The sequence below is a fragment of the Photobacterium sanguinicancri genome, assembly GCF_024346675.1.
Taxonomy (GTDB): domain Bacteria; phylum Pseudomonadota; class Gammaproteobacteria; order Enterobacterales; family Vibrionaceae; genus Photobacterium; species Photobacterium sanguinicancri.
On record NZ_AP024851.1, the window covers coordinates 1,652,243 to 1,665,836 of the forward strand.

A 13,594-nucleotide genomic window follows, 5' to 3' on the forward strand; every position below is an offset into this window, starting at 1 on the left:
ACCCTACCTACCTCGCAAAAAAAAGCTCTTAAGCCAAGCCCCTATCTGTTAAACGCCAAGGCTCTGATAGATTTTTGTTTACGTCTATCTTTTCCTTTAACTTATCAGGTCAAGCACGTGCTATGACACTATTTAAGAATTTATTTCGCATCTCTCTACTTGCCGGTTTGTCTCTAATTATGGTGATGTCCGTAACGCGTTTTATCGCCTTACAGTCAGGAACAATACTCGCTCAACAGCAACATATCCAACATGCACTCTCTCAGGATTTTTCGTTGCTTCCTCGCCAGCATTACGATACGAGCCTTGTCGCGCTTTCCGCTTTTTTGACAATGCAATTGCACCCTGATGATTACCAGTCCATAGCCATCGCGCCAACACAGGCACAGCAACAATCATTGACGATCACCAGTCCTCAAACCAAATCGGCAGCCCCAGCGTGGTTTATAGCCATCTTTGGTGACAACAGCTATTCGCAAACACAGACGATTAACTTGGTTAATGACACCGTAATCGTGACAATTTCAAACAATGAAAAATGGCTTGCAGATAATTTATGGCACCACACCCAACAACTTTTAATTGAAGCGGGCATTATTTCATTTAGCTTTACCTTGGTTATTTTTTTCTTATTACGCTTATCATTTACACCATTCCAACGTCTAATTACTTACTCCAAGCAACTAGAACAAACGCATCAAGCCAACCCTCCACCTCACACCCGCTATCAAGACTTAAATCTACTCAATAAGAGCTACAGCTCACTCGCACATAAATTAGAGAGCCACTTTCGCGTTCAAGCAAAGGAAGCGGCTCACTTACGTGAAAAGGCATATCGAGATCCAATTTCACAGCTAGGTAATCGCGAGTATTTTTTAAATCAGTTAGATGCATGGCTCACGAAGTCTGAGCAAGGCGGTTTAATTTTGATTCAAGCAAAAGTGATTAACCAAAGTTATCGCCACAAAAACTACCAACGTGGTGATCATCTTATTCGTGAAATTGCCCAGACATTGAACCAAACAATCACACACAGCAACAGTACCCTTGGTCGAATATCTAAAACGGAATTTGCCGTATTATTGCCACAAATTCAGCAAGAAAAATTACACTCGTTAGCCGAATTAATACTTGGAACTCTGCTTCCCTTGACGAAAGAATTTGATACCCCGCTTGGGATCACGATTGGGTTAGTCATTACAGAGCACGGGACGTCTGCGAGCCAATTACTGGCGCAACTGGATAATGCTGTCATCGCCGCAGCACAGTCGCCCTCAAGCCCGATAGCGCTGTCTGAAGGGGAGAGCAATACCAATAACAAAGGAAAGCAATACTGGAAAGAACTCGTACTGTCAGCCATACGTAACCAGCAAATACATTTTCACTATCAACCGGTATTGATGCAAAACAACACCGTCTATCATCAGGAAGTATTTAGTACTATTAAACGTAATGATGAAGTTATCTCTGCTAATCAATTTGTCGGAGCTTTAGATGAACTAAGCCAAGGCACTATATTTGATAAACATGTCATTGTATCTTGTGTGAAGCAGCTACAAACAGATCGTCAATTACCAGCACTTGCTATCAACTTAACCCGTAGTAGCGTTCAAGACCCAGCTTTTCATCGTTGGTTGCATGAGCTGCTCCCATATCATCCGCTTATCTGTAAACGTTTATTTTTTGAGATCCAAGAAGGGTGTTTCATTGAAGGCACCGATATGACGCAATTGCTCTGTCAGTTACTCAATCGTTTTGATGTTCGCTTCGGTATTGATAATTTTGGTCGTCACTTTAAATCGCTTGAGTACCTTAATGATTTCAAACCAGCATACGTGAAAATTGATTTTGCCTTTACCATGCAATTAAACAATCCAACACAATCGGCTGTACTCACATCCATATCTCGTACCGCGCATAGCCTTGGTATAGAAACCATAGCGACTCGTGTTGAAACTGAAACCCAACTAGAGCGATTATCTGAATTGTTCATCAGCGGTTTTCAAGGCTATATCATTGAACGGCAAGTCACACGCACTAACAATGTGGCTTAGCGATATGATTAAGCGGTGAATTTACACTGTAAAACGGAGGAGGGAATGTTGTGACTTAGAATAATTACCGTCTATTTACAGTGTAAATAGATCAACGGTTTCCAGCTAGGCGCCATAGAAAAGTACCATTTACACTATAAACTTATAGCGGCTTAAGTTCGATACCTTGCTCTTTAACGCGGATAATACTCGGGCCATGTTCCTGAGAAACGGGTAAGGCGTACTTCTCAAGCTGACAGTTCACACCAGCATTGATCCGTTTTGCCGCAGTAATGCTAACCTGTGACAGCACATCAATATACTCTTCTTTTAGTTTGTCGTAGCTCTCCTTGCACCTTCTCAAATTCGCGGTATGAAGACGGTGGCTTTCAACTACTTTATTAACGAGGTCTTTAGGACGTTTATTGGTAGGGATTTTTAGTAACTTAATCTGAGCTTCACGCATCTGCGCTAAGTATTCTTTTTCTTCATCCCATAAACGGCAGGTGTCACTGATTTGTTTTCTTAAATGTTCGTAGTTAGTAAATGCTGATATTGATGTGACGGTACCCGCCAACGCCCCAATATTGAGTGCATGGACACTATAGCCCACAGAAACATACCCCCCACTCAATGTGCCATATCGCTTAGTATCATCAATAACAGACAGCTTGCCTCGTGTCGTTATGTGGCAATGCAAAGCATGGTGGCTTAGGCAAATATCGTCTTTCGCATCAAGCAAAGTGTATTGAGCAAATTTACTGGTAATCTTTCCACCTGATTTTATCGTGCAAGCGTATTCAGAATCACCCACAGATTGTTTGCCAAGGATCCCTTTAGCAACAGTAATATCGGCACCAGCTTCTAGTTCGGCTAACTCAACGAAACCCAGTACAGTTAGTGACCCCGAAGCCGTTACCTTCATTCCAGGCTTAACATCGCCTTGTATCACAACACTACCATCAAAGTTCACGTGCCCTGTTGTCGCACTCACATTTTTAACCACCAGTGCATCATCAACTTGGACGCCATTTTTTTTAAAAATAGGAACACCTGGTTGCGTCGCAATAACGAGATCTTCATCGTAATCACTAATCTCAGCGCCATCGTAAAACGAGAACGGCTTATCTTCACCAGGCTTAGCTGGCAGCGTCTCCCCTAACACCGTATAACCATCAATGCCTGCTGTTGCGCGGATACGCTTCATTAATGATTGACCCTGAGCAACACTACATAGCTCGCCTAAATCTCGCATATCGACTTTGTCATGCTCTAACTCACGAGGTTTTAATACTCGCCGACTAATATCATCAACAAGCAGCTCAAAAACACTGTCTTTACCATTCTCAGGTAATCGACCTAGCGCTACTTGCATTGTGATTTTCTCACCAGAAGAGAGTTGATGCGACTTACTCAACAATGTTTGAAGTAAGTTCTTACGTACGCCTTGAACAATATTGTTCTGTTTAAGGGCTGCGATCAGCAAGCTCCCATCTATCGCTCGGCCACCATAGGCACCAATAACAGTAATAGAGGCCGACATATTATTTTTTGCAGTTTTTACGATGAGGCTAGCATCACGTTGTTCTGCAATAACAATAGCTTGCGGGGAAAGGTGCTTGTCAGCATTGAGAATAGCAATAGCGGAATCTATCGCACTTTCAAACAAGAAAAGTCCCTTGCCATGAAGTGCTGAAAGTTCGAGGTATATATCCCCTCGCTCAACAAGTTTGCTCGGTTCAAGCAAAGGTTGGGCATGAATAGAAATGGTATTATTTTCTTTGCTCAGCTTCAGGAGCGATTGGGACATAGAGAACTCCTTTGCTCAGCCCGTAAAAACAATCACTAATCGCAGATTATCTTTCATTCTTTATTTTACTTATTTGGGGTTAGGTTAATAGGGCTATCCTTGAAGAACGTCGGTTAGGTCTCATCAATTAAGTGTTATTGTTTATGTTATCAACAACATTGACCCACACTGTTCTTCGGCATGTTTTTGGGTATATATCCCAACACCAAAAACACCCAATGGGTACAACTCCACCCATTAAGTAATATCAACAATGACTAAGAAATGAAACAGAGAAAGACAAAACCATTAAAATCAACAACTTAAAATTAATCCTTTATGGTGTATAAAAGTGGCATGCTATTCGCAGTATATAAAGTAACTAATCTAGGGCTACTTCTGAGTAAAGTGATGGCATTCCCCCGATTACGGCCGTCACTTTGTCCTATTTATTGCCTCTCATATTTTGAGAGGCTTTTTTTTATCCAAAACAAATTACGACAGAGTCATCACATGGATCATTATCTTTAAATCAATAGAAATGGCTCAGCTGGCCTTCGTTAAACATCTTATTGGTCTTAAACAAATAGTGGTATAAACCGGATTGTTTCGTCAGAAGCTCTGTAACCATGCCGTCAAGTTGCCCTAATCGAAACAATGAAAGTTGATATTCAACGCTCAAGTCGACAGGAACCACAGATTCAATCGCAAGGCATGCCTTCCCTACCTGAATAACACGTACTCGAAGACCTAATTTACCAAGTTCATCGGCTGACGCAGTTTCTTTAATTAACCTTGCAACAAATCCTGTTGGCTCTAGAGTCAACATTTCGTCTTTAAAAGGCAGATAAGGTGGCGTTGATAGTAACTCAACAGCTCTGCTCGGTATCCGTATCAAGCTCATGACTTCTCACCTTATCATCAATATAAATAAACATTGCGCCTGACTGAACAACGCAGGCGTCTTCAGTTCAGGGCTGATAACTTTATTCGGGTATTGTTAACTTTAGACCAAACAAGAAGAAGAGCATTATTTGAATGATAAGTCGGAGTGAAAAATTTTTAGAAGGGAACATTTACAGTGTAAATTCGATTTAAGATTTACACTGTAAATTGACATATATTATTAAAGCGCAGAAAATGCATCTATTGGCAGTCGTCCACGCTCTTGTAAAAAACGTAAGAATGTTGCGGGTGTATGAGTCACAACTTGCTCGACTGGAAACGCGACTTGTTGAAGTAAAGCTTGTACATGCTCGAAATTACCCACGTCATGGGCAAAGTGTGCGTCTGAACCTGTGGTAATTCGTCCACCGAACTCTTTAATACATGCGGCAATATCAGCACAACGCATCTCACTACCAGCGCGAGAACCGCAAAGTGATGAATTATTAATTTCCAATACCACATTATTGTTTGCAGCTGCGCGAATCACAGCTTCATAATCGAAATCGAAATTGGGGTTACCAGGATGACCAACCGCATCAATACGTCCTGATTCGATGGCGTTAATTAACGCTAAGGTATGTTGGTGTTTATCAGTCGGGCGAAAAATCGGTTCATGAAAACTGCCGATCACCCAATCCAACATATCCAGAATACGTGCATCCATATCAATCTCACCATCTGTATTTAGGATGTTGGTCTCGACACCACGAATGACACCCACACCATGCAAAAATCTCGGTAGCACGCGTTGATTAGCAAAGTGCCAAAAATGCGGAGCACCTGGCATGGTTGGCGCATGATCTGTAACACACATCAGCGATAAACCACGTTGTGCAGCCGCTTGAGCATTTTCTAAAACGGTGCTGTAAGCATGGCCACTCGAAATAGTGTGAGTGTGTGTATCAACCGATAGTTTCATAAGTTCCTTCTTTACGTTTTATCTGATGAATGTAATGAATCCAATAAAAGTGAAACTTGCTCTCGCATTGCTGCTTCGGCCTGTTTACGCCCAACCAGATTATGTAATTTAATCACAGCTGCCCATGATTTTTTTTGAATAACTTTATTAATAAGTAACGCTTCATTTAAACACGCGAAATCATAAATAACTGAAGTAGGTACAGCAAAAGATAGCCATCGTTTAACTAACCACTCGATACTACCAGCTGCGGTATCATAGCCGAGTCCACCTTGGTAATACGCTGATAGTTGCTTGAAAACGAGGGCTTCAATTCTTGCGGGCTCAGCAGATGGATAACTGGCTAACAACCGGTAAAGCAAGCGAACCGTCGTCGCCTCTAGATCTTTAAATTGCTCGTGGCATTGAGCGCTGAAATTTATAGCAAACAAATCTTGAGCATCTTGCCACCACGTAAATGACCGTGGTGATAATGGCTTAACGGCTAAGGCAGAATAACTGCCGCTGGCAGCATCTTTAGTAACACCGAGCCGAATAAGTGAAAAACCTGCACTCTGCCAAAAGGCGACTAATTCGTCAGCCACACCAAAGCTAGTGCCTAAGTAATCAAACCCTTTATCTTGTGCCCAGCAGGTTATATCGTTTAATAGCTGCTGCCCGATCTGCTGACGCCACAGAGTAGGATGAACAGCAATGCGTTGGATGCGACCACCTTGCTGCATCGCTGCATCCGTTAAGCCAATATGTGCCGCAATAGATTGAGGTAACAAATGCCCCTTAGGGCGACGCTGTCCTAAAGTAACTTGCTCTGCCAGTTCTTCAGAAAAACGCCCTTCTTCAGATAACAAGCAACAGCCAATCACTTGATCATCACTTTGGGTAATCCATACCTGTAAGGCGTCATCGTCTAACATTTGAAAAAAATCAGCTGGCGATGTTTGATAGTGCGCATTAATCAGTAAACCAAAGATTTGGGTTAAGCGTTGCGGATCTGCCAGTAACTCAGCTTTCGTTAACATTTTGTTTGTACTGATATACGCCTGCGGGTTGGCTTTTACTGATTTTTCTGTTCCAGAGAGAGAAGCCATTTCGGCATTTAATAACAGCGCCTCAAACACCCAATGTTCTAGTGGATCATTCTCTGCCCAGCGAATAGGCTGATGAATATGTAGTCCTCGCCATTGCGGCATCAGTTTTTCAAGATAGCCACGAAACTTAATGGCAAACCCGCGCCCAGTTCCTTCGTAACCATGAATGGTACTAGCAAAGGCAATGCGATTAAAACGGCGAAGCAAAGGTATTAATAACGGCGAAGGAATGGCAGCAGCTTCATCAACTAACAAGAGATCACACGCTATCTCTTGTTCAATCAAACGATCTGGCGCAATAAACTCAAGAGAGCTAGTGTGCCAATGGAGCTCAGATTCTGATACAATACGAAAACCATTACTATTGCGATCGAGCTGATGTCGGGCGTGTTTAAACAGCGTTTCAGCCGTGGCATAACTAGGGGCTGTTACTACGATCTTAATGTTACGCTCACGCATTAAACTCGCAGCAGCTAGCCCTAATGCCGATGATTTACCTCGCCCACGATCAGCCGTCAGAACCAAGGGCCGTTTGCGATGCCCTAACGCCACTTTTCGTATCGCTTCAACTGCTCGAGTTTGATCTGCAGTTACACCCCCCCATGCTTCATCGATAACCGAGATACTCGGCGCAGTAGGTTTATCTGTTCTCAGTGGTTGAGGCTGGCAAAGAGGCTGTACGATACAGCGGTCTAGGTCATCACTATGGGCTTCAAAATGGGCCAATTGTCTTTCTAAATGAACCCCCTCATCGGCCAATAACGTCAGATCGCTTTGCTGAAAATAAAAACAATTGTTGCGAGTAAATTGGTTGCGTAGCCATTGCCATGATGGTTTATCACCATCTGCTCCCGTCGGTTTAACCAATAAAATGACCACACCGCCACCAACAACAGTGCCAGCCAGCATGCCAAACGCTTCCGGGGAAAAAGTACAATTGGCATCAACGATTAAGCAATCAACTTCTTGTCCAAGCCAGTTTTTTGCTTTCTTCGCCGTCACCACATCAATATCCAACTGGACCTGTGATCCTAACCATAGCGGTGCTGCATAGTGAGTAATAAAACTCGAGACTTGGCTAAGCTGCCAATCGAGATCACCTTCAAGTACAACTAGCGCACGATGGTGGCGACGATGAAGTGTAGTGATAATACGGGTTGAATAATCTAGCGGCTTAGCCATGGTTACACTCAATAAAAAAGAACTTGCCGATCATAGCATGCTAACTACAAATCAAAAAAAACCACGCTAAAAAGCGTGGTTTTTTAATAACGGATAATAACGTTATTTTAAATAGTCACCGATATAAGCCAAAATGTCATCAACCTGCTTACTCGAGAGTTTTTTCATTTTCAGCTGTAGTTTATCTTCATCACGAAGGAAACTCACTTTTCCCTTGATCAACTCTTGTTGTTTTGGCTTTTCGACCACAACACGGGGCTTGATAGTCTCACCCATATCTTCCAGTACCACGGTTACTTCACGCGTGATACGGGCGATACCTTGAACATTTATGGTTTGCCATAACGGCGCATCATTTGCTGAAAGTTGACTAATAAGTTGCTGTTGATCAGGTTGCGTTAAGCCGTAATATAAACGGTGCAACTTAACAATTGTCGGACGGCCTAACTCACTGACACTTGGGTAAGCCATCAGTAATTCCATTGGTAAACTGGCCGCTTTTAGCGCACCACTAACAAGTGCTTCGCTGCATTGACAGTATTTTGCGAGTTCTTTTTGGTCATCAACTTTGCCTTGCTCAAGCAACAATTGCATTTCTTTACCGCGCTCGTACAAAGATAGCGGCTTATGAGCATTAGCAACGTCAGACAAGAATTTAGCATGCTCGCTATTAATGCCTTTCGCGACATAAATTAGAAAGTCTTTCTCTGCCAAAATACATGACATACGACGGCGGCTACCGTCTAGAACTTCGATACGTCCATCATCTAACCATCGACCAACAGCAGGGTATTGTTGACCACGTTCTTTCAACGTCGTCAAAATATCAGCCAAGGCGTGCTCATTCAAAAATGCCTGTTCACGTGCATTTTCGGCAAACACTTGGGTCTGTTGGCGCACCTTATCGGCATTCACTTTAATCAGTTCAAATGCGACGGTATCTTCACCGGCAACCGCTAATTCGATGACTGCGGCTTTATCTTGCGCGGCTTTTTGCGCTTCAACAACATTTGTTGCACGACGTTTATCAGCTTTACCAAATAAACGGGCATTTAAATCCGTTGTATTAATAGCCATTCGACTATGCCTCCTTATTCAGGTTTGCCCAGTGACTGTGCATAACACGCTCGAGCTCTAAACCAACACGTTGGATTGCATCTTGCGCAGTCGATAGTGTCTTTTTACCGCCTTCAAACTCAGCAGCAGTTAGATCAAAAACCGTGCTGTATGTATCGGCACAGGTTTCGAATGCGCGGCTGCGAGGGACTGTCGCCATCATGACCTGCTCACGTAACAAGTAGTTCATTTCGGTGAGTACAGAAACTTGCTTTTTGTTGTCATCTTCAAACATGGTTGGCATCAAACGAATGAACTCAAGACCATGCCATTCTTCAGGGAACATTTCGTACACTGTGGGCAAGTGCTGGAAAAAGTTAACCGTCGATGCCCAGTCAAGACGCTTGGCCGCACAAGGGATAATAAGCGCATTAGAGGCGTACATTGCGTTCCAAACCAACGGATCGATGTGAGGACCAGTATCGATCATGATCATGTCAAATTCGTCACCGATAGGGTCAATTACACGCTCTTTCAGTAAACGTACAATATCTAAATCTTGATTGACGGCTAAATCTTGCCATGCATCCGCATTAAACATTGCATCTTCAGGGAAGGCAGCAATCGTCTTTAAGTTTGGATATTGCGTTGGCATTACCACATTATCCATCAAGAAATCTTTATCCATTTCTTGACCTTCAGGTACATTGTTTAACATCACATCTACTGCAGAATAGATAGTTTCCTGTTGGCCGACACTGATCTGAGGGTTAAGGAATAAACGTAATGAACCCTGTGGATCTAAGTCAATTAAACAAATGCGGTAACGCTTATCTAAGTCTAACGCCAGACATGCAGCAATGTGCACAGCCGTCATTGACTTACCAGTGCCACCTTTTTGGTTTTGCACATTCACGACCCATGGCTTACGGCCAGCGCCTTCACGCTGATAAAATGCTGGCTTTTTCGCCGCATCCATCAATTTATGTGCTTCTTCCAGTGTAATAGAGTAGTGGTTTGCATTGTTTTTAGTAAATTGATGCCCCGTTGCTTCCATTCTAGAAATCGCATCATCCAATTTACGGCGCGTCAAACCAGAACGCGTTTCCATTAATGCTTTCGACATTGGAGGGAAATGCTCTTCGCGGCGCTCCTCTAAAACAATCTCGATACGGTCAGCTTGAACCTGCTTTGTTTGCTCTGCAATATTGAGCAAGTTTTGAATTGTTTGTTCCCTGTTCATTATCACTTATCACCATCAAATATCATTGGCTCTATTGTACAACAAAAACAAGTATCAACAATAAAAAGCTGAACATTAGCAACGAATACTCAATACCATTCAAAAAGCGGTTCTCATCATAAAAAACAGTTTTTACTGGTGGTCCATATTTTAATAAACATGGCTAATCACCCTAATTAAACAAATCACTTAAAGTGTTACAGCGTCACCTTTTTACAATGTAAATCTATCCTAGCGCCCGAAAAGTACGAAAACTATGCCGGAAGCGTGATAAGTCATAATGAAATTACGGCCGATGTCAGATCAATTCGGTGGATATAAAGATCAAGCTGAAATCGTTGCTCAAGCTCGATCATCACGACTCGATTTTACTCATTTCAGGCTGATCATGCCCCACTCATCACTAATTAAGCGACAAATAACAGCTTTAGCCCTTTTTCACACTCTCTAGCTTGATCATTGTTCCAATAATAAATAATAAAACTCGCAACGATGATCAAGGCTGTAAATCTAACTGTAGGATCGAACGAATCAGCAATAATGGACAAAATGATTCGGATCGATGATCAAGCTAAGCCCTATGGTGTATAATTTCTTTCGGAAGCATGATAAAACCTCACCAAACTACGGGCAATGCAGTTTCTATAAGGCTTTGCGCGTCATAGCGAGAACGCTGTAAACACGGAAAAAGTACAAAATACCTCATATCACAGAGATTGAAATGCAATATTTCAGACTTGATCATGTCTCCGCTTGCGGACACATGTAATAACAGGGGAAAATTACGGTTGATGTCAGTTCAATTTTTGTATTTCAACTTTCACATCGTGTATTTATAGGTAAGCTTTGATAGAAAAGCCCCAAAACAGAGTCAAAATGCATTACGTTGATCATCGTTCCAGCGATAAACTAAGTAAAAAAAACGATGAATATGCTTAGTTGGATGATTTTTCACCCACACAACAATAACAAGCTGTGGATAAACTGTTATTTATGCATGATCATCGTTTCTATGCTTTGTTGATCATGTTTTCCAATGATTGATGATCATCGCTCCATTACATTAATGATCATCGTTCTAGCTTATGTTTGATCATACTTCCAACAAAAACTTGATCATCGTTCCATAAGGGCTGCTTTTTTTATATCTATCTTTCAATATGTTAGCGTTAAATGATTGCCCTGATCATATAATCACTTAATCATAAAGATCAGTTTTAATCATAAAGATCATATTTTAAGAGCTTCAATAAAAAGAACTTTCTTTCTTAATCTTTTTCTATTAATCTTTCGGAAAAATGATGAATGTACGGCTAGTGATAAATGAAAATTGGAACAGGTAACAATAACGATCCCGTTGAGAAAATATTGATCTCTTTGCCACGATCGCACAAAGATGGACATCTTTTCGCGATCCCAGCTGGCTTAGTTGATTGGTTACCGCAATATCAACATTTTAAAGGGGTCACAAAAAGTATTGTTGAACTACTCAATCTCATTTCACTACGAGGCCTATCTTGCCAAGATGGCATGGTATCAACGACTGAGTTAGTTGAAGCGACAGAAGGGCAATTAACTCGAGCGGCAATTCAGCAACGTTTACGAGCGGCAGTTGGTATTGGTCTTTTTAAACAACAACCTGTGCGCTTTGAAGAAGGGCTTGCAGGAAAAACCATGCTTCATCATTTTGTAAACCCAGCTTTGTTAATTTCGCAACTGGGCACAGGTAGCCTGCATTCTTTACAAAGCAAAGAGCAAGAAAAGCAAAAACGCTCGAAGGCGTTAGCGCAAAATCATGTTAACCGTCGTTTGCTAACTGAACATGGTTTAGGTACACCACCAAGTATGCCAGATGAAGCGGATCAGATTGTGGTTTCTCCCACCAGCTGGGCTGGGATCATTGATCAGGCATTAGCGCCACCACGCACAAAGAAAAGTTACCAGAAAGCCATGGTTGCGATCAGTGGCACTAAAGCGATCATAGAAACACGCTCGTCAAAGTCGATCATGACTGTTGATGATCTTATGACCTTGTTTGCGTTGTTTACATTAACCGTGCAGTACCATGATCATCATATCGATGATTATGAGATCCAATCACGTACGCTTGGTAACAAGACCCCAGTTTACATCACTGATATTTTGGCGTTACGGGGTAAGAAAGACAGCGGCCCTGCACGTGACTCTATTCGTGAAAGTATTGATCGTATTGAATTTACCGATTTTCAATTGCATGAACTCACAGGCCGTTGGCTTAGTGAAAATATGCCAGAAGGCTTCAAAAGTGATCGCTTTCGCTTTATTGCGCGGACGATCACCGCTTCTGAAGAAGCGCCTCAAGAAGGTGAAAACGGTGAGATCAAGATCAAACCCAATCTTTATATTTTAGTTTGGGAGCCGTCTTTTTTTGATGAGCTTCTAACCCGTGACTACTTCTTTTTGTTCCCGCCAGAGATCTTGCGTCAGCATACCTTGGTATTCCAGTTGTACACTTTTTTCCGGAGTCGAATGTCGCGTCGAGTCAATGACTCGATGCTGCTGAGTGAGTTAAATCAGAAATTGGCGCGTAATATTGAGTGGCGCCGTTTTTCTTCTGATTTGATCCGTGAGTTGCGTAAATTGGCCGACGATAAAGTCACGGATGATGTGTTTGCGGTCAATTTGTGGGGCTATCATTTAACCATCATCCCTGAAGATGCCAACCAACGTTATGCCGATTACCAAATTGATATTCGTTGTGATGCCGCCGAAGTGATCCGTTATTCACGCGCCAAAACGACCAACGAAGGCAAGCGCAATATGGCGCCGACTATGCCTAACCCGCTGCGTAATGAAATTTTGCCGAAGCGTGAACTTGATCAGTTATCTCAGATCATTGATGGTGAATTTGAACCGATCCAACGCAAAGAGGGGCGGACAAAAGGGCGTTTAGGCCGTCGCGTGAAGCTGCGTAAGCACTTGGTAGAGATCAATGCCGACGAATTAACGATCATCTTATCCAAATATACCTCACCAGAAGCCCTTCAGCGCAGTATAACGGCGTTATCGGCAATGACTGGACACTCATCTTCTAGTGTTTCTGATGAGTGCCATGAGCTACTAGAGAAGCTTGATTGGCTGCGTGTCTCTGATCAAGTGGTGAGCTACGAAACATTAAGTAAGACGGTTGAGCTTTACAACAGCCAACAAGAAGATCGTCACTTATCGATAGAACGTTTAATTTCTGGGCTGGCTGTACGCCGAAAAGTCTGTAAATTAGTCCATGAAGGGCACATTAACGAACAAGTACTTACTGCCCTCGACGATGTTGCTCGAGGCGTGTAGCCGCATTTAAAG

Annotated in this window: 8 protein-coding genes; 2 read left to right on the forward strand and 6 right to left on the reverse strand. The window is 42.4% G+C overall.

What is annotated here, in order from left to right; genetic code table 11:
- Positions 1-122 precede the first annotated feature (122 nt).
- Positions 123-2,054 carry an EAL domain-containing protein gene (locus OCU87_RS24195; protein WP_261858788.1) on the forward strand — a complete coding sequence of 644 codons (1,932 nt, stop codon included), beginning with the start codon at positions 123-125 and terminating at the stop codon, positions 2,052-2,054.
- A 142-nt stretch (positions 2,055-2,196) separates the two neighbouring features.
- Here the strand turns inward: OCU87_RS24195 and OCU87_RS24200 are convergent, their stop codons facing one another.
- From OCU87_RS24200 to OCU87_RS24225, 6 genes are all read right to left on the reverse strand, one after another.
- Positions 2,197-3,843 (reverse strand): DUF342 domain-containing protein, encoded by a 1,647-nt coding sequence (locus OCU87_RS24200; RefSeq protein WP_261858789.1) that lies wholly within the window; start codon positions 3,841-3,843, stop codon positions 2,197-2,199.
- A 511-nt stretch (positions 3,844-4,354) separates the two neighbouring features.
- Positions 4,355-4,726 carry a hypothetical protein gene (locus tag OCU87_RS24205; protein WP_062692182.1) on the reverse strand — a complete coding sequence of 124 codons (372 nt, stop codon included), beginning with the start codon at positions 4,724-4,726 and terminating at the stop codon, positions 4,355-4,357.
- 222 nt (positions 4,727-4,948) lie between these two features.
- Positions 4,949-5,689 carry a phosphatase gene (locus OCU87_RS24210; RefSeq protein ID WP_094957845.1) on the reverse strand — a complete coding sequence of 247 codons (741 nt, stop codon included), beginning with the start codon at positions 5,687-5,689 and terminating at the stop codon, positions 4,949-4,951.
- Positions 5,690-5,700: 11 nt separating this feature from the next.
- Complete coding sequence (locus OCU87_RS24215; protein WP_261858790.1) at positions 5,701-7,959, reverse strand: tRNA(Met) cytidine acetyltransferase TmcA; 2,259 nt, start codon at positions 7,957-7,959, stop codon at positions 5,701-5,703.
- Between the two features lie 102 nt (positions 7,960-8,061).
- Positions 8,062-9,036, reverse strand: coding sequence for a ParB/RepB/Spo0J family partition protein (locus OCU87_RS24220; RefSeq protein WP_261858791.1), 975 nt, complete (start codon positions 9,034-9,036; stop codon positions 8,062-8,064).
- A gap of 4 nt (positions 9,037-9,040) precedes the next feature.
- Positions 9,041-10,258, reverse strand: a complete 1,218-nt coding sequence (locus OCU87_RS24225) for an AAA family ATPase (protein ID WP_062692168.1) — start codon at positions 10,256-10,258, stop codon at positions 9,041-9,043.
- A 1,323-nt stretch (positions 10,259-11,581) separates the two neighbouring features.
- Here OCU87_RS24225 and OCU87_RS24230 point away from each other — a divergent pair.
- Positions 11,582-13,582 (forward strand): replication initiator protein RctB domain-containing protein, encoded by a 2,001-nt coding sequence (locus OCU87_RS24230; protein ID WP_261858792.1) that lies wholly within the window; start codon positions 11,582-11,584, stop codon positions 13,580-13,582.
- The last annotated feature ends 12 nt before the right edge of the window (positions 13,583-13,594 follow it).